13 protein-coding genes are annotated in these 19,030 nt (G+C 60.3%); 12 read left to right on the plus strand and 1 reads right to left on the minus strand.

All coding sequences use genetic code 11. The features are described from left to right. The 12 genes from AC1RRC_RS29965 to AC1RRC_RS30020 form a co-directional block, all read left to right on the plus strand. On the plus strand, positions 1-264 hold a 264-nt coding region (locus AC1RRC_RS29965), incomplete at its 5' end, for a sugar phosphate nucleotidyltransferase (protein ID WP_493059392.1). Between the two features lie 38 nt (positions 265-302). After that, on the plus strand, positions 303-929 hold the full coding sequence (locus tag AC1RRC_RS29970; protein ID WP_493059393.1) for a hypothetical protein: 627 nt from the start codon (positions 303-305) through the stop codon (positions 927-929). A 37-nt stretch (positions 930-966) separates the two neighbouring features. Further along, positions 967-3,795 (plus strand): hypothetical protein, encoded by a 2,829-nt coding sequence (locus AC1RRC_RS29975; protein WP_493059394.1) that lies wholly within the window; start codon positions 967-969, stop codon positions 3,793-3,795. Then, positions 3,792-5,306, plus strand: a complete 1,515-nt coding sequence (locus AC1RRC_RS29980) for a hypothetical protein (RefSeq protein WP_493059396.1) — start codon at positions 3,792-3,794, stop codon at positions 5,304-5,306. Before AC1RRC_RS29975 ends, AC1RRC_RS29980 begins: the two co-directional genes overlap by 4 nt. Continuing rightward, a complete protein-coding gene (locus AC1RRC_RS29985) occupies positions 5,303-8,644 on the plus strand; it encodes a glycosyltransferase family protein (protein WP_493059398.1) in 3,342 nt (1,113 codons plus the stop codon). The genes AC1RRC_RS29980 and AC1RRC_RS29985 overlap by 4 nt, the downstream gene beginning before the upstream one ends. A 40-nt stretch (positions 8,645-8,684) precedes the next feature. Beyond that, a complete protein-coding gene (locus AC1RRC_RS29990) occupies positions 8,685-9,827 on the plus strand; it encodes an NAD-dependent epimerase/dehydratase family protein (protein ID WP_493059400.1) in 1,143 nt (380 codons plus the stop codon). A gap of 3 nt (positions 9,828-9,830) precedes the next feature. Next, on the plus strand, positions 9,831-10,553 hold the full coding sequence (locus AC1RRC_RS29995) for a hypothetical protein (protein WP_493059401.1): 723 nt from the start codon (positions 9,831-9,833) through the stop codon (positions 10,551-10,553). Then, positions 10,546-11,628 carry a GSCFA domain-containing protein gene (locus AC1RRC_RS30000; protein WP_493059402.1) on the plus strand — a complete coding sequence of 361 codons (1,083 nt, stop codon included), beginning with the start codon at positions 10,546-10,548 and terminating at the stop codon, positions 11,626-11,628. The genes AC1RRC_RS29995 and AC1RRC_RS30000 overlap by 8 nt, the downstream gene beginning before the upstream one ends. Positions 11,629-11,648: 20 nt before the next feature. Further along, positions 11,649-12,491: a 3-deoxy-8-phosphooctulonate synthase gene (gene kdsA, locus AC1RRC_RS30005; RefSeq protein ID WP_493059404.1), complete on the plus strand. Its 843-nt coding sequence runs from the start codon at positions 11,649-11,651 to the stop codon at positions 12,489-12,491. Between the two features lie 181 nt (positions 12,492-12,672). Continuing rightward, positions 12,673-13,635: a KpsF/GutQ family sugar-phosphate isomerase gene (locus tag AC1RRC_RS30010; protein ID WP_493059406.1), complete on the plus strand. Its 963-nt coding sequence runs from the start codon at positions 12,673-12,675 to the stop codon at positions 13,633-13,635. A 6-nt stretch (positions 13,636-13,641) separates the two neighbouring features. Beyond that, a complete protein-coding gene (locus tag AC1RRC_RS30015) occupies positions 13,642-15,231 on the plus strand; it encodes a sulfotransferase family protein (protein ID WP_493059407.1) in 1,590 nt (529 codons plus the stop codon). A 247-nt stretch (positions 15,232-15,478) separates the two neighbouring features. Beyond that, positions 15,479-17,005: a GSCFA domain-containing protein gene (locus AC1RRC_RS30020; RefSeq protein WP_493059408.1), complete on the plus strand. Its 1,527-nt coding sequence runs from the start codon at positions 15,479-15,481 to the stop codon at positions 17,003-17,005. A gap of 71 nt (positions 17,006-17,076) precedes the next feature. On the opposite strand, the gene AC1RRC_RS30025 is transcribed toward AC1RRC_RS30020, so the two are convergent. Further along, positions 17,077-19,029, minus strand: coding sequence for a hypothetical protein (locus AC1RRC_RS30025; protein ID WP_493059409.1), 1,953 nt, complete (start codon positions 19,027-19,029; stop codon positions 17,077-17,079). Between the last annotated feature and the right edge of the window lies 1 nt (position 19,030).

Here is a 19,030-nt window from a genome sequence, read left to right on the forward strand (position 1 = left end):
CAGCAAGACCAGTTAAAGGTGGAATTGATGGGGCGTGGCATGGCGTGGCTCGATACCGGCACCCATGAATCCCTGCTCGATGCGTCGCAATTCATCGCGACTATTGAAAAGCGCCAGGGATTGAAAGTCGCATGCCCGGAAGAGATTGCCTATCGTAAAGGCTATATCAGCGCCGAACACCTGTCCCGGCTTGCGGAACCGTTAAAGAAAAATGGTTATGGTCAATACCTGATGCAGATCCTGGCCGACAAGATCATCAGGTAAGTGCTGTTTTGACAAGGCTCAATGCTATACTTTCCGATATGCTACGCAGATTACTCGCCTTCTTTCGCGGCCAGCTCCAGCCTGGCCGCAGCGACGACGCGCAAGTCGCCGCTCCCGCTCCCGCACCGGACGTCAATGACGTCAATGACGTCAATGACGCCAGTGACGCCAGTGACGCCAGTGACACTGGCATCAACAGCCCGCTGGCCGCACCACTCGAGATGCCGTATGACGAGCATTTGTTCGAGCGCGCGCGGACGCAGTGGCAATTCGGCGATTGGCCAAGCCTGGCAAGCCTGGATATCGACGTCGTTAAATTCCATCCCGAGCGCGCCAAGCTCGCCTTGCTGAGTGCCGCAGGGCACAGCCAGATGGGAGCGCAAGAGGAAGCCAGGCAGCGCATACGCCTGGCCATGTCCTGGGGCTGCAGCCGCAAACTGGTGGCGCAGGTGCTTGCTGCCGGCGTCCATAACAGTCTGGGCCGTGCGGCCGCATCCGCCGGGATGGCGCCGCGTGCCCTCGAGCATCTGCGCAGCGCCGTGGCGTTGGGCACGCCGGGGGCAGACCTTCGGCTGATGAGTCAGGCGAGAATCAATGAGCAGTACAGGCAGATCGGCCTGCCTGCTCCACGGGCGGAAGAAGAAAAGCTGACCGCAATGCGGTGAGCTGGCCAAATACAACAAATGCAGATGGCGGTTTAGCGTGTTAATTGAAAATAAGAGTGCCCTTGCTTCCGGCAATCGAGCCCTGCGAGAGGGGCAATATGTAGAAGCGATCCCGCTGTTTGTCAGCGCTTTGCTGGAAACGCCTGAATTGGGCAAGACGCTGGCATTTAATATGCAATGGGCGCAGCAGCGTATGGCCGCCATGCCGGCGCAATCCAGTGCGCGTTGCCTTGGCCGGATCAACCCGGAAGACTTGGCAGGACTTGCCTCCAGCCCCAAATCGGCTGATGTTGAACTCATCGGGTCCGTGTTGTTCACCCGCGTGGGCCACGCGGAGTCGAAACTCACCAGTGATCATATTCACCTGCTGCAGGCGATCGATGGGCCGGACTGGCTGATGCAAGCCATCACGTTCGTCGCGGGTAAGCGCTACGCGCAAGTCGAGTTGGCGCGGCCGACCCTGATGAATTTCGTGTTCGGCGTGCTGTACAAGCAGATATGGAATGCGCGCGTGACCTGCGCGGATGACTGCGAAAGCGCCCGGACCGGGACACGCCTGGCCAGCATTGAAAAATTGCGTGGCGTCGCCTGGGACCAGCATGTGGACGGCATGGCCGCCATGTTTGACGCTGCCGGGGAGCCTAGCGTAAAAGGATTGTGCAGGGCAGCGAGAAATGTTGTCGCACGGCTCAATAGTCCGCTGCTGATGGCTTTCCTGCATGAGGTCAAGCGTCCCCACCGCGATGTGCCAGGACAGGCGAAGCCAACGGCTTGCGGCGGAGGCTGGATGCCGTTTTCAATGCGGCGTGCTCCTGCTCAGCGTGAATCGGTCTTCCTGGCTGCGCGGGACTGGCCGCATCTTCCCGCTGCATCCCTGGTTGAATTCGGAGGGATCCCGGTGGGCGTCGAGGGGGCCGCCGACGGTGTTACGGTCACATTGCCGCTTCGGCTGCTGGCGGGCTTCAGGCAGTTTGCGGCCCTCAACGGGATGCCGGCCGCGCACGGCCTGTCGCAACGCGATGCGGCCGGTGTGCAGCCCATGGCGGCAGATATGCCGCTGGATGTGACGGCAGGAGCGCCACACCGTTTCGGCGATAGCGGTCTGCAACTGCAGCGCGCGTGGTACGCCAATGCGCGCTTGCTGCGCGTTCACTTCGACACGCACTCGGTGAATGAGCCGTGTGTGCTGCGTGCTTACCAGTACGATCAAGGCATGAATGGGCAGCTCGTGATGGCGGCGGAGTCCCTGCTTGGCGTGGGCGGCGAAGCAGCGCTGGACATTGCATTGCTCAACCCCTACCTGCCGGTCTTGCTGCTGGTGTCGGATGTGAAAGGCCAACTGCTCGATCAGGCATTGCTGCCATTCCCGTCCTTGTTCCCGCAAGGCCTGCATGCGGTTGAGGCCGCCACCCTTGGTGGTGACGCGATGGGAGCGGCGGCAGTTTTAGCGCAACAATACTTGGGCGAGTGGCAGCAGGCAAACAGCGCAGCGGACGCTTTCGCGCTCGGCGAGTACTTGGTGGACGTCAACGGCGCCATCGGTACGGAACGGATCTTCAGTACCGACCTGAAGGAGTGGTTGTGGATGGTGTTCGGTCTGAAGGTGAAGCTGTGGCGCCTTCCGGAAAAAGAACAGGGTAACAAGGTATTCTGGACGCAGTCTTGCCGTGCACCCCATATGGTGGGCGATGCGAAGCGCTATGCCCTCCAGATTGCGCGCGAGCGCGCAGGCGTGCAGTTGCTGGCGCCCGCAAGCGCTGTACCCACGCTGGGGGCCTTGTCAGGTTGCCGCGTGGCTGGCCGCCCCCTGCCATTCCGCCGTGGCGAATACCTGCTGGCGGCAGCCAGCCAGGGGGCGCCGCGTTACCGTGTCAGTGTGCCCGAATTTGCACTTGCCCCAGAACGCGCGCTGCAAATGGAGGGGGGCGTCCGCCATCCGACGATTTTGGTGGACAAGAAATCAGGCGAAGCGCCACAGGAGGGAACGGGCGCAGCGGTCATCATGTTTGCCGGTGCCGGGACGGCGCAGCAGCCCGAACTGGTCTATCCGTTTGCACTGGACGGACCTATGCCGTTTGGATACCAGGCGCCAGCGCAGTCTCCCAAGGTCACGGTTTGCTTGAGCGCCGCCTGGCCTTCGGAAGCTGTACTCAGGGCATCGCTGGAATCGCTGCGCCATCAGTCCGGTGTTGCCTTGATATCGGTCTACCTGTTACCTCAGGCCGGCGCCGATACGCAAGCGCTGCAGCGCGTGTTGTTGGAAATTTTCCCTGACATCGGTGTGCTGCGCGAATGTGCGCCGGGCGAAGCGGAAAGCGCCGCAGTGGTGCGTGTGCTTGGCGAGAGTTCGGAGCCGGCGGGCGGCCTCGTCGTCATGATGGGGCAGGCCACGGTACTGCACGATCCGCGCACCCTGGCGGTGTTTGCTCATCTGCTTTCGCATCCCAAAGTGGCAAGCGTCGGCTGTCCGTTGATCGTGCGCGCCGATCCGAAACCTAATGCGGCTTACTCGGTCCAGTCCTGCGGCCTGATTGGACAAAGCCAGGCTGGCATGGAACCGGTGCTGGCCCAAGTGAATCTGCATGGCCTGTTCCCGCGTGCATTGTTGCCGGTAGCTTGCAATGGCTCCGCATTCATTGTGATGACGGAGGAGCAATTGCGGCGCTGTGTGCCACAGCGTGTAGCACCTGGGGCACTGGAGGAAGTTGTCCGCGCTTGGTCCGCGTACTTGTCTGGACGCCAGATGTTGCACCTTCAGGCAACCGGCCTGACCGCTGAAGCATTCGGCACGTTGCCGGCGCATACGCCCGGCCCGATCGGTTGCCCCGCTAACTTTGGCCTCCACCTCCATTTATTGCCAGCATGAAAATTTGCGTTGTCCTTCCATCCGAACAGCAAAAGGCGCAGGCCGGCGTACGGATCCGCTATGAACGTATCACTGCCGAGTTACTGGCCTGTGGCCACTCGCTGGAACTGGTGCCGATCACCGACTTCCTGGTGAACACCCGCGCGGACCACGACTGCTACCTGATCAGCAAGTGCTATGATGCGCGCGCGCTGCTGCTGGCGGCGCAATTACGCCGGGCCGGCAAGCTGGTGGGCGTCGACTTGTTCGACGACTATTTCAGCCAGACCGATGACAGCCGCTTTACGCGTTTGCGTTACTGGTTGCGCGCCTTGTTACGGAACTGCAGCTTCGTGCTGTGTTCAACCGAGGGGATGCGCAGCATCGCGTTGCAGTACGCGCCTGGACTACCGGTCCACCTGATGAACGACCCGGCGCCGAGCGATGATTTCTCAGCGATGGCGGCGGCGCTGAACCAGAAGCAGGCTGCGGTGCGCGCCGCGCGCCGCCTCGACGTGGCCTGGTTTGGCATGGGCGACAATCCCAACTTTCCGGTTGGTCTGGCGGACCTGAGCGCTTTCGGCGCCGAGGTGGCGCGGCTGACCGGATTGGGCATCGAGATCCACCTGACCGTGCTGACCAACCGGCGCGCGCTGACGGCCGACCGGTTGGAGCAACTGCGCGGCCTCGGTTTGCCCTATACGGTGGAAGAGTGGAGTGAAGAGGCGGAGCAGCAACTGCTGGCCTGCAGCGTCCTTGCCTTCTTGCCGGTTAACGCCCAGCAGTTCAGCCGGGTCAAAAGTCTGAACCGCGCGGTCACCGCCCTCAGCGCCGGTACTCAGGTGCTGTCGGCGGGCTATCCGTTATATGCGCCATTCGGGGCATTTATCTATCGCGATGCGCGCAGCTTCCTCGCCGATCTGTCCAAAGAGCGTCTGCTGTTGCGCGCTGAAACAGTGGAACAATTGCGTCAGCATATGCAGCAAATCGCCAGTGTGGTGAACGAAGCGGCTGGCCTGGCGCAGTTCCTGGCGCAGCTTCAGAATGGCTCGCAGCATGGGGACAGCAGCTTGTATGCGGTGATCCATGGCCGTGAAACGACGGGCGACATCCATAAGTTTGCACAAAAACGTGCCGCGCTTTCCGTGGCGACGCCGTTCTGCCCGTTGGAGCTGAACTTCGACGTGCGCTTCGAAATGTCTGACGCAGGCTTGCTGGCCATGGTGAGCACGAAGAAAGTGCCGCTGATGGCTCCTGCTGTCGCGGCCTTGCTGCAGCCCGGGAAAAACCTCCTTACTACCGAATATAAAATGTTGTCTGTTTCGCAGTTAAATGTGCAGGAAGCGCCGGTCAAAGGCTTGTTGCAGCTGAATTGTCCGGCGGCGGATGCCGCTGCCTACCCTGTCATCGGCGGCGCCATCGTGCAGGCGATGACGACGATGTTCCCTGGCATGGAATGCATCTTCTCCGAACAGTCGAAACGGACGCCGTGGCATGTGCCGGCGCCGCAGGTGAGCGAGGTTGCGGCATGAAGAATGCGCATGTCATCCTTGTGATCAACCTGCTGCAGGATGTAAATATTCTGCGGCCCCTCGCGTATATGGCTGCGCGTGACCTGCACCGCCCCACCATGTTCCTGGTGACCGACGCATTCCGCAAGCGCGACCGGACCGGGGTCTGGCAGCAGGAACTCGCCAACATCGCCAGCGATACACGTGCCGAGGTGCGTGACTTCGACACCACTTTCGACGGTGTTGCGCATTTGCCGGCCAGCGCCGGGGTCATGGTTGCCGCCAGCGAATCGCACCTGAAAGCCCACCAGCAAGTCCATGATCTGTTCCGGGCCGCACCGTCGCGGTTCCTGAAAGTGACGCTGCAGCATGGATTCGAATGCGTCGGTTTCCTCCAAAGCCGGGATCAGGACACGGCCCATGGCACGTCGATCACGTTTGCCGCCGATATCGTCTGCGGCTGGGCAAGTGCGGAGCGCCTGGTGTCGATGGCGCCATCACAGCGCCACAAGCTGCAGGTGACGGGACCGACCGCGGTGCTGCAGATGCCGGGGCCGGATGAGCGGGGGCGCCGTTCGTCGACCGGACTGGTGTGTGAAAACATGCATTCGCCGCGGCTCAACGTGGCCGGCGACTTCAAGCTCGATTTCCTGGATACCTTCCAGAAGTTTTGCTCGGCAATGGCCGAGCGCGGCCAGACGGTTGCACTGCGGCCCCACCCCGGTGGGCAATACACGGTCAAGAATGACGTACCGCTGCCGTCCAACGTGCAGCTTTGTAATGGGCCGATCTACAAGCTTGACCTGTCGGAGTTTGCTTTCGGCATTTCGGCGCCGTCATCGATCCTGATCGATATGGTGCTGGCTGGCATTCCCACTGCGGTGTGGCACGATCCCGGCAGCATCATGGACCTTGGGAATTATGAAGGCTTGACGCGGATTTCCAGTGTCAAAGATTGGTGTGCATTTGCAGAGGATGCCATTGCTCATCCGCAACGCTATGTGCGGCAACAGAGGGCTTTCCTCGAACGCCAGCTATTGCAGACCGATACTGAAACAGTTTACCGCGCCTATGCGCGCATCCTGTCGCTGACGCCGCCTGTTCAGCCGCCAGCACTCGACCGGCGGTCCGTTGCCGACGTGCGCATCCAGATCATTGCACCGGGTTTCATTCCAACCCTGCAACTGAGCTTCCTCAAGCCGCTTGCCAGCGATATTGCCGGACGCGCCATCACAGTTGACGTGATCTCGGAAACACAACTCAATGCGGAGTTCAAGGGCGAAGCGGCGGCCGGTCCGGCCGCGCTGGAATGGCTGCTGCAACGTATCGAAATCTTCGATCCGAGCGTGGTGGTGTTCTGCCGCTGGGCTGGCCCGCATTCGCGCGCAGTGCGCGAGCACCTTGGCCAGCATGGCGTACCGGTCTTGTATCACATTGACGACGACCTGCTCAACATCCCCAAGGAAATCGGCGCCGCCAAATGGGCATCGCATAACACTCCTAGGAAATTGGAGTCGGTCAGGTACCTGCTCGACCATGTCGATCTGGTCTACTGTTCGACCAAGGCGCTCGCACAGCGCCTGAATTCACTGGAAGTGCGTGCGGCGGTCAGGCCGGGCGAGATTTATTGCGCGGCGGCCCCGCTGGTGGCGCCACGCCAGCGCAAAGTGCGCAAGCTGGGTTACATGGGTATCGGACATGAGTACGACCTGGCGTCGATCTTGCCAGCGGTGACTGAATATCTGCGCCGCCACCCTGAAGTACGGTTCGAACTGTTCGGTACGATCCCAATTCCTGCCGAGCTGGTTGAATTTGGCGAGCGGGTGTCGCATGCCCCGAAGATCGAAGACTATGGCACCTTCCTGGAAACTTTTGCCGGCTTTGAATGGGATATCGCCATCTGTCCGTTGGCGGACCTGCCATTCAACCTGCTCAAGGCCAATACGAAGTGGATTGAATATACCGCCGTGGGTGCCGCAGTGGTGGCCAGCAGGGACACGGTGTACGAGGAATGTTGTGCGGATGGATGCGGCCTGTTACCCGGCACGAACGAAGAATGGCTGGCGGCGCTTGAGCAGTTGACTGTCGATCCCGCCGCACGCCATGCCATGGTGATGCGAGCGCAGCAAAAGCTGCTGAGCCAATATAGCCTCACTAAGTTGCGGGCACAGGTTTGGTCAATGCTGGCACAGGCGCGCGCCAACGCCATCGCTCCGGCGCAGGCCTTGCAGCCATGGCCGCCCCAGCGCCGGAATGCGCATGAACGGGTGTTGTTCATTTCGAACGCCTATGTGCCGACTTTGCAGCTCAGCTTTGTCAAACCGCTTGCCGACCTCGTTGAGGCAGGTGATGTGAGCATGGAGTTTATTTCGGACGAGCACATCAAGACAAATGTATGGCGGCTGGAGGGGTACGATGCGGTCGAACCGTGGATCCGGCACAAGTTTGCCGTTTTCCAGCCGACGGTCGTCGTGTTCTGCCGCTATAGTGCACCGTTCTCGGACTTGATGCTGCAGTTGGCGCGCAGTCACGGTGCCCCGTCGATTTACCATATCGACGATGATTTGCTGGGGATACCGAAGGTTATCGGCGCTGACAAGCACAGTTACCACAACGATGAGGCTCGCCTGGGTACCGTGCGCAAACTGCTTAACGAAACCGACTTGGTCTACGCGTCGACGCAAAAATTGAAGGCCCACCTGGATACGCTGGCGCTGAAGGCGCCGGTACAGCAAGGCGCGATCTATTGTTCCGGCGAGATCATCAATCCCGTGGTCCTGCGCCCGGTACGCAAGATCGGGTATATGGCGAGCGCGGACCATGTGCACAACTTGCGCGAAGTGGTGGCGGCTGTCGTACGCATCCTGCGCAAGCACCCGGACGTCGTGTTTGAGTTCTTCGGCTCGATTTCGGCGCCGCCCGAGTTCGTCGAATTTGGCGAACGCATCCGTCATGCACCCAAAATCGACAATTATCAGCAGTTCCTGCAAAGTTTCGCCGAATACCACTGGGACATCGGTATTTGCCCGCTGACCAGCATCCATTTCAATGTCATGAAGGCAAATACGAAATGGGTGGAGTACAGCTCGGTAGGGGCCGCCGTGGTGGCCAGCCGGGGCACGGTGTACGATGGCTGCTGCGCCGATGGCGCCGGCCTGTTGGCGGGGAATGAGGAGGAATGGTTCGCGGCGCTCGACCAGCTGGTGTCCGACCCGGAGGCGCGCTTCCGCCAGGTGCAACGGGCCCAGCAGAAATTGGAGAGCGAGTATTCGCTGTTGCGCCTGCGCGAGCAGGTGCGCGACATGTTTGGGCTCGCCCGGCGCATGCGGATTGCTGCCAAGTGCGCCACCCTGTTATAGTGTTGAGCTGTTTTTATTGAAATATTTTTGCGAGGAAAATGTGAGCAGGATTTTGATCACCGGTGGAGCCGGCTTTATCGGTTCCCATTTGACGCCGACGCTGCTCGCCCGCGGCCATACTGTGCGCGTGCTCGATACTTTGTCACCGCAGATCCACGGCCATCTGCCCGCCGGGCTGGATTGGCTGAACCAGACAGGGGTGGAGTTCCTGCGTGGCTCCGTCACCGACGCTGTGCTCATGCGCAAGGCGTTGAGCGACGTCGACGTGGTGGTCCACCTTGCGGCCGAGACGGGAACTGGTCAGTCGATGTATGAGATTGCCCGCTACAACGATGTCAACGTCGGTGGCACGGCGGTGCTGCTGGACGTGCTGGCCAATGATCCTGCCCGGACCGTACGCAAGATCGTCCTGGCGTCCAGCCGTTCGATCTATGGCGAAGGCGCTTACGTTTGCCCGCAGTGCGCGGCAGCGCCGCGCCGCCATCCCGAGACCCGCGGGCCGGCGCAACTGGCCGATAAATGCTGGGAGCATGCCTGCCCGGACTGTGGCGGCAATCTCCAGCCGGTGCCCACGCGCGAGGACGATCCGCCCAAGCCGGCATCGGTCTACGCCGCCACCAAATACGCCCAGGAAGACCTGGTGCGGATCGCCTGCAATTCCCTCGGCCTCGACCATGTGATCCTGCGCTTGCAGAATGTGTATGGCGAGGGCCAGTCGCTGAACAATCCCTACACCGGCATCCTGTCGATCTTTTCCACCCGGGTGCGGCGCGGCCAGCACCTGCCGATTTTCGAGGATGGGCTGGAAACCCGCGACTTTGTCCATGTTGAAGACGTTGCCAATGCATTCGCGGCAGCCGCGGAACACGCTGCGCCGCTGGGGTTGGCCATCAATGTGGGGATGGGCGAGATGACCACCGTGGCCACGATTGCAGGCCATCTGAGTGATGCGTTTGATAAGCCGCGCCAGTTGGTGACCACCGGCGAATACCGCCTCGGCGATATCCGCCATAACTGCGCCGACACCCGGCGCCTGCAGGAAAAGCTCGGCTACCAGCCGAAGGTATCGCTGGCGGAAGGCATGCGCCGCTTTGCCGCCTGGGTCGGCGCGCAGCCGCTGCCGGAGGATAAACTCGACAAAGCCAACGCCGAACTGAAGGCGCGCGGCTTGATGGGAAAGTAAGCCATGCGCCGCATATTTATCTTTGGCGACTCACATACGCGGGCGATCCTGGGCGCGGCTACAACGGCGTCCCGCGACGACGTGAAAATCGATGTTCATTGGATGCGTACGGAAAAGGATGGCAAGGTGCAGGGCGACCTCGATTTCGAGGATGCCAAGACCATCGCCAGCACTCTGGAGCCGACCGACCTGATGGCCATATCGCTGTTAGGTACGCGCCATAATGTCGTGGGCCTGTTACGCCATGAGCGGCAATTTACCGTGCATGGCGCCGACGGTGCGCTGGGATGCGAAGGCGAACTGATCCCGCGTGCTGTCATGGAAGATATGTTTGAGGCGGTCAGCCAGAAGAACAAACGTATTGCGGAATTGCGTAGTTTGTCACGTGCACAGGTCATTCACCTCATGACACCACCGCCGAAGGGTGATAACGAATATATCAAGTCGCGCATCATGCGTTATCGTGACAAGCTTGTGGGTGAGTACGATTTGAATCCTGCGGAGCTGCGCCTGGCGTTGTGGCAACTGGAAATGCAGGCCGTGCAGCGGGCTTGCAAAGGCTGGGATGTGGGCCTGCTTCCGGTTCATCCACTGGCCGTGGATGAGCATGGATTTCTTAAGCATGAATATTATGCTTCCGATGCAACGCATGCCAACCAGGCCTATGGGGCGCTGGTGCTCGAACAGTTACGCGGGGCGTTGATCGAGGGAGAAGAAATTGGATAAACAGCTACATCCTTATAAGGCCTTGCCAGCCAAAGCATTCTGGAAGCGCTCGGTTGCCGCGCCGGCCCCGGCCGAAGTCGATCCGGTGGGCCGCTTCAACCTGCGTATCGGCGAGCATTCGCGCGTCGCAACTGCGGGCAGTTGCTTTGCCCAGCATATTGCACGGCACCTCAGGCAGTCCGGCTTCACCTACTACATTGCCGAAGAAGGCCATCCCCTGCTGCCGCAGTCGGTGAAGAACAAGCATCACTATGGCACCTTCTCGGCACGCTATGGCAATATTTACACCGCGCGGCAACTGATCCAGCTGTTCCGGCGCGCATATGGTGAGTTTTGCCCGGTGGAGCCGGCTTGGGTCGAGGCGGATGGGCGTGTCCTGGATCCGTTCCGGCCCACGGTCCAGACCGGAGGCTATGCGTCCGTCGCCGAAATGGAAGCGGACCGGGAGCAGCACCTGCGCAGTGTCCGGCGGATGTTTGAGACGCTCGACGTTTTTGTTTTCACCCTGGGGCTGACCGAATGCTGGGTGTCGCGTGAAGATGGCGCGGCCTTTCCCCTGTGCCCGGGGGTGGAAGGTGGAACCTTCGACGCGGAAAAATATGCGTTCCTGAACCAGGACGTGAACCAGGTTCTGGAAGACATGCATGCCTTTATCGCAGGGTTAAGGCGTGTCAACCCGGCGGCGCAAATTATCCTGACCGTGTCGCCGGTGCCATTGATGGCTACCGCCGAACCAGAAGACCACGTGCTGTCCGCGACGACCTATTCGAAGTCGGTACTGCGGGTTGCCGCCGGCATGCTGGAACGGGAGTATGACCATGTGCATTACTTCCCGTCTTACGAGATTATTACCGGCAGCTATGCTCGCGGGGCCTATTTTGCCGACGACCTGCGCGGCGTCCTGGAAGACGGCGTAGGTCATGTCATGCGGCTGTTCCTCAAGCATGCCACCGGCGGTGCCGCCGTCATCGTGCCGCCACCGGCCAAGGTGGAAGCCGAGGAAGAGGTATTGAATCGAACGGCCCAGGCCCTGGTCGAAGTCGAGTGCGACGAATCGGCCCTGGATCGCGGCTAGTCATTTATAGAAGATTGATTGTGATTTCCATTACTGAAAAAATACAAGTCGGCAACGAGTTGCCTTTCGTCCTGTTTGGCGGTGTCAACGTGCTCGAATCGGAAGACCTGGCGCTGCGTGCCTGCGAAGCCTATACCCGTGTCTGCGCCAAACTCGACATTCCCTATGTCTTCAAGGCCAGCTTCGATAAGGCCAACCGTTCATCGATCCATTCGTATCGCGGGCCAGGGCTGGAAGAGGGGCTGCGCATTTTCCAGAAAGTGAAAGCGGAATTCGGCGTACCCGTGATCACGGACGTGCATGAGCCTTGGCAGGCCCAGCCGGTGGGCGAGGTGATCGATGTGCTTCAGTTACCCGCCTTCCTGGCCCGGCAGACGGATCTGGTGGTGGCGCTTGCCCGCACTGGACGCGTGATCAATATCAAGAAGCCGCAATTCTTGAGCCCGTCCCAGCTGACCCACGTGGTCGAGAAGTTCCGCGAAGCGGGCAACGATCGCATCATCCTGTGCGACCGTGGCACCGCGTTTGGCTACGATAACCTGGTGGTCGACATGCTGGGCTTCGGCGTCATGAAAAAGGCGAGCGGCAATTTGCCGCTGATCTTCGACGTCACGCACGCCTTGCAGCAGCGTGATCCAGGTGGTGCGGCTTCCGGCGGCAGGCGACAGCAGGTGGTCGACCTGGCCCGGGCCGGCATGGCGGTTGGCCTGGCAGGGTTGTTCCTTGAAGCCCATCCGAATCCGGATGCCGCGCTGTGCGATGGCCCCAGCGCATTGCCGCTGGAACAGCTCGAACCATTCCTGACCCAGATCAAGCGCCTGGATGACCTGGTCAAGTCCTTCGAGCCACTGCTCATTGCATAAGGCGGACTTGCACCTGCTTATCGCATGCAAATTCCCATCACCTGGCCGCAGCACAGGTAACCCGCCTCTTAAATTACGGGACCCGGGCCTACGGATTGGCGGCGCTCTGTCCGCGCCGGCGGCCTCCTATTCCTGCCGGGCATTCGGCGTTGGACGGCCTGGGTATTCCTCAGAGTGAATCATGATTGAAATGAAGATTGAAACCGATGTACTGGACCTGGCGCGCGAGGTGATCGCCGTCGAAGTGGATGGGCTGCTCAAGATGCGCGAGCGGCTCGATGGCGGATTCCTGAAGGCAATCGATCTGGTACGCGCATCATCCGGCCGGCTGGTGGTGGTCGGGATGGGCAAGTCCGGTATCATCGGACGCAAGATCGCCGCCACTCTGGCATCGACCGGCACCGCTTCGTTTTCCGTGCATCCTGCCGAAGCTTTCCATGGCGACCTCGGCATGATCCATGCCGACGACGTTGCGCTGATGATTTCCAATAGCGGCGAAACCGAGGAACTGGTGCGTTTGCTGCCTTTCCTCAAGCATCAGGGCAACCGCATCATCGCGATGACCGGGCGGCTGGAATCCACGCTGGCGCGCAACGCCCACGCCGTGCTGGACGTCTCGGTCCCGCGCGAAGCGTGCAATAACAACCTGGCGCCGACCAGTTCCACCACGGCGACCCTGGTCATGGGGGATGCCCTGGCGGTTGCGTTGTCGACGCTGAAGAATTTCCAGCCAGAAGATTTTGCCCGCTTCCACCCTGGCGGCAGCCTGGGCCGGCGGCTGTTGACCCGGGTCGGCGATGTCATGCAGAAGGACTTGCCAGTCTGTTCGCCAAGCGCGTCAATGCGTGAAGTGGTGGGCTTGATCACGCGCGCCAAGCTTGGGGTGGCGCTGGTGCTTGACCGGGGGCAGATGCTGGGCATTGTGACCGACGGCGACTTGCGCAAGGCATTCGAAAAGCATGACAACCCGCTGGCCCTGACCGCAGCCGATATCATGACCGCCAATCCTTATGTGATCGGTGTGGATGACAATCTGGCGGAAGCGGAAAAGACCATGCGCGAGCGCAAGAAGCGCGTGCTGGTCGTGGTCGATGAACGCCGTGAGCCGGTCGGCGTCCTGCAAATCTTCGACGTGGAAGACTGAGGCACGATGGGCGGCAGCTGCATCATCGTGCTTGGCATGCACCGTTCCGGCACCTCGGCCATGACCGGATTGATCAGCGCGTTTGGGCCGGCCTTGGGTGACGACCTGTTGCCCGCCAATGAGGCGAACCCGAAGGGTTTTTTCGAGAGCCGGCGCCTGGTCGAGCTGAACAACCAGATACTGGAGAGTGTCGGGTCGGCATGGGATGCCATGGAGCCATTGCCGGAACGCTGGTGGGAACTGCCGGCGGCGGCGGCCATGAAAGCCGATCTGGCCGCTTTCCTGCAAGGACTTGACGCCGGGGTGGCGCCGCCGCTGCTAAAGGACCCGCGCCTGAGTAAAACGCTGCCATTGTGGAAAGAAGTCTTTGCGGAAGCGGGGATCACGGCCAAATACGTGGTTTGCCTGCGCGATCCTGGTGCGGTCGCCTATTCGCAGCGCGCCATGAAGGGGTTTCCCTACCTGAAGTGCCTGATGCTGTATATCGACTACAGCCTGCACGCGGAATGGCATACGCGCGGCGAAACGCGCTGTACGGTGGCTTATGAAGACCTGATGCAAGACTGGCGCAAGGAACTTGAAAAACTGGATGCCGCCTTGTCGCTTGGCTTCGCGGCATCGCGCTCCAGTTGGGACGCCCGTGCGGCGGACTTCGTGACACCTGAGTTGAACCGTTCGTCGCAAGCTGACCTGTCTGATTTGGCGGTGTGCGGCGAACTTTGGCGGATGGCCTCCGCGGCCCACCAAGCGCTGGCGGCAGTGGACTGCGACGAAGCGGACCGCCTGCGGGGCGGGTTCGAGGCTTATTGTCTTCAGGTAGCTCCCTGGGCGGGCATGCTGCAAAACCTGACACGCGATGAGGTGCAATATCCGTTTGCCGAACTGGCGCACCGCCAAAGCGTGCCGCGCGTACAGACGACCCTGTCGTGGTGTCAGCCCGGTGACGCCGGCGTGGAATCCTCAGCTTCTTCGAAATGCACCTGGACGCATTCGCCAGGCCGCCACACGCTGACACTCACCCTGCCGAAACATGGCGCCAGCAGCCATTTGCGGATCAAGCCGATTAACCGTCCCGGCCTGCTGCGCGTCTACGGTTGCAGCTTAAGGAGCGTCAGCGATGAGATTCTGCATGAATGGAAACTCAGCACCAGCGAAGTGAGCGCGGTCTCCAAGGGCGCCTACGAGGTCCCGTTTTTGGCAGAGGCAGGGAGCAGCGCATGGCTGTTGCTGGACAACACCCCCTACCTCGATATTGCGCTTCCGGATACTCCGGTCCCGCCCGCGACGCTGGTTGTCGAAGTGGAGGTGGAAGACCAGCGCGTTTGCAGCAAATCGCTGATGGCGCAAATGGCGCGCCTGCGCAAAGAGCTGGATCAGATGCGGGGTGAAGTCAAGCGCACGGCTACGGCTGCTGCCATCAACCTTCCCCAGGGCAGCGGGGCGCAGTCCTTGCAACATGTGCTGGGCGAGTTCCGGCGGCGCGAGCAGGAATACCAAACACATGCCGAACACTTGGGGCAAGACATCAAGCGCGGAGAAGCGCAACTGGCATTGCTCAAAGAACTCCTGCTGGCGGGCCAGGCCGATAGTTTATAGGCTATTTTTCGCTCGCGGCGGCGGCCGTCCAGACGCCTTGCCGGTCGTGGACACCGGAGCGGATGCGTGCGCAGCCGGGGCTGTTTCGTTTTCTGGAAAAGCCAATCCCATAGCACCCTCGTTTTCGTGTCAAGATGATAAAACTTTGTCCGGCGCACGCGGGTGGCAGTATCTGTCTGTCAAAAATGGCAACCTTCATAGCTATAATCAGCGACGGTCTATTCGTTTCAATTTCAGGAGCTAACTCATGCCTATTCATAGTTTTACTTCCGACGAAGCTGCCAAGAATCTTCGTTCCGACCGGACTTCCCGTTGGCCTGACGGCCGCGCTTCCGGTGTGCGGCTTGATGGCTTGGCCAAAATAGCTGTGAAGCCCAGTTTTACCTTCTCGAAAAGCGACAAAATATTTACCATCGGCTCCTGTTTTGCGCGCGAGATTGAGAAATATATGCATGAACTGGGATTTGAAATTCCTGCGCTGACTATCAATATTCCACAAGAAGAGCGCGTAACAGCGACAGCCAACGATATTCTAAGCAAATTCAGTGTGCATTCCATGGAGAGCGAGTTGCGATGGGCGTTTTCCCCACCCAACCACGCGCCTGAAGATTTTTACCTGAAAGCTGAAGAGGGGAACTGGCATGATGCGCAGATGGTTACTAATCTTAAAAGCGCCAGTTTGGAACGTGTAATCGAGCGTCGGGCGATGGTGACTGATTTAATGAAAAGGGTGCCCGAATGCCGAATCATTATTATCACCCTGGGATTGGCCGAGGCCTGGTTTGACATTAAGACCGGGTTATACTTGAATGGCAAGCCCACGCAGGAGGCAATCAACCTCGAGCCGGATCGCTTTCGAATGGATGTCCTGGCCTACGATGACATTGTTGCTTCATTGGAACGTATTCATGCCATGCTCAAGGAGCATGGCCATCCTGATTTCAAGATGCTCATTACGGTTTCGCCCGTGCCGTTCAAAGCGACTTTTTCGGGTAAGGATGCGCTCATCGCAAATACCTACAGCAAGTCTGTGCAGCGTGCCGCCGCTGAAGCGTTCGCATCACACCATGCCAACGTAGACTATTTCCCGAGTTACGAACTCGCTACATTATCCGATCGAAAAATCGCTTACGAACAGGATAATATCCATGTGACGCGACCGGCCGTCGCCGCCATCATGGCGATGGTGGTTGCGGCCTATGTGCCCGGCTTGGCGGAGAAAACTTTGCCTGCGTCAGCGTCAGCGCCGGAGGTGGCGATTGCAGCGACGCGGACGGCTGTCAGTACGAAGAAGGTTCTGAAGGTACGGAGCGCGTTTGCCATGGGCGAGAAAGACTATGACGTCGCAGTGAACGCGCTGTCCAGTATGTTGTTTCGCTTCGGCGACACGATGAGTCCGGAAGAGGAGTTCGATGCCAGATTCCGCCTTGGGCGGGTGATGTTGGGCGCGCGGCTGACCGGGGAAGCGATCGTGCAACTCGAACGCGCGAAGGGAATGTCTCCCGAGCATCCTGGGGTAACTTACAGTTTGGCGCTGGGCTACGCCCGCTTGAAGATGCACGAAAAGGCGCTGGCAATGTTCCGGGAGGCTTGCCGTCTTAACCCCGCAGAGCTAAATCATCATTGGCGCCTGGGGGCGCAGTTGATTCGGATGGGAAAGATAGAGGAAGGATTGCAACATGTGCATAGCGCCCTGAAGATTGACCCTGTTCACCAGGAATCGTTGGCGATGGTCGAAAAATATGGGGCGCTCGCTGCGCAGGCTGTGGCTTGAACTAAGAAGTTCAGTTCGTTGCGTAATGGGCAACGATGCTGAACTCCGAGGTTCAGCTGACGGCTTGCAACTTATAGCCCGGCATCGCGCAACAGCAGATCTTTGATCAGCTCGATCTGGGCTTCCCCTTTGATCAACTCGTCCTGAAGCAGGCTGTGCTGATGACGTGCGCGCTGGTTTTCGCTTTCCAGTTCCGTCATGCGGGCCAGTTTGCGGGAACACTCCGCCTCCACCTGCTCGGACCGCGCCTTGCATTCGCTGAGCTGGCGCGTCAGGCGGTCAGCCTGTTCTTGCCGTGCCTGGAGTGCCGGGCGCAATTCCTCCAGCTCGCGCGCCAGCGTTGTCCTGGCCTGTTCGCTCTGGGCTGCCCGCGCCAGTTGGCCCTGCAGATCTTGCTCCAGTGCCGAGTGCTGTTGCGCTTGCAATGTCAGCTTGTCCGTCAAATCTTGGGCGGCCTGTTCGCTTTGCGCCACCCGCTCCAGCTGAGTCTGCAGCTCTTGCTCCAGGGCCGAGCACTGTTGCGCTTGCTGTGTCATTTTGTCCGTCAAGTCTTGCTTGGCCTGTTCAAGTTCGCTGACCCTGGCCTTGCGTTTGGATGCAACCTGCATCAGCGCTTCGTGTTCTTCCCTGAGCGAGGAGATGGCCTGGGCGCTTTGTTCAAGTTGCAGGCACTGTTCGTCGAGGCTGGCGCGCGCGGCATCGATGTCCTGCCGGTGTGCCGCCGCCGCGCCCTCCATGGCCGCCTGCAGTGCCGCGTGCTGCTCCGACAAAGCATCAAGTTTGGCGGCCTGTTTCGCGGTGGCCATGCTACGGCGTCCCATTTCCGTTTTCAGCGCCTCGATGTCGGCTGCCTGCACGTCGCGGAGCCGCTCCGCGTCGGCCATGGCTGCCAGCGCCTGCGTCAGTTGCGCGCCGGAGTCGGCCAGCTTGCCGCGCAGGACTTGCAGCTCGCCGTTTGCCGTTGCAAGGGCGGCGTTGCTTGTCCCGAGGCTGTTCTTGACATCTTGCAGGCTGGCATGGGTGGTTTTTTGCGATTGTTCACTCTCTGCCAGCCTGGCTTGCGTGGCCTTGTGGGCTTGTTCGCATTGCGCCAGCTTTGCCTGGCTGGACGACAAGGCGCCATCGAGACTTGCATTGCGTTCATTGAGCTGTCCCAGCTCCTTTTTGCGTTTCCCCGCAGCCAGCAGCAGATTGTCCCGTTCTTCAGCCAGGGCATGTTTTTCAGCCTGGAGGGCAGTGAGTTGCTGGTTCAAGTTGCCCATCGCCAGCCTTTGCGTGGTCTCCAGTTCCGCCATGCGGGCCGACAGGATGTCGGTCTTTTCACGGGCAGTCCGCCCACCCTCTGCCAACTTGTTCTGCCGTGCCTGGACCGCAAGGGGGACCTGGCGTACAAAGATGGCGTGTCCCGAAAACGGGTGTGTCGATTCAAAGAATGGCAGCGCCTCCAGCCCTGCGGCACCGATCTGGTCGGACTGCTGTGCGTAACCGGACGCAGCAAGTGCGCCGTTGGCGGTATCCAGAAGCGACCGCAACACGACCACATCGGCACGAGCCAGCACGGTCTTGGCGCTATCGAGGATTTGCCCGGCGCCGTAGCAGTCGATAATCACCCAGTTGAGGCGCGCGGCATCCGGCAGCGGCGTCACCAGCGAATCCAGCGTCAAGGCCGCCTTTTTTTCGTTGTGGACGCTGCGAAGGTTGGGCCACAGTTGGGAGAGCGACTCCGGCTGGATCAGGCCATCTTCATCCGGATTGGTGGCCGTATAGTACGTGACGTCGCCTTCGGCACCGGCGACGATGGCTTCGATGGCGTGCCATCCGTTTAACTGGCCGGCCAGTTCGTGCGCCCAGCCAAAACGGGCGCCCTCGGCTTCCACCAGCACGGCGCTTTCAATGTCCCAATTTCGCCATGCATGAACGGCGCCACGACCGTGTCCGGCGCCAATATGGATGACGCCTGTGGGAGGACAGACTGCGCGCAGGGCCAGCATGGCCGCTTCGAGAGGGGATACAGGTTTGTTCATC

The sequence above is a fragment of the Pseudoduganella sp. GW821-FHT12E03 genome (genome assembly GCF_058807115.1).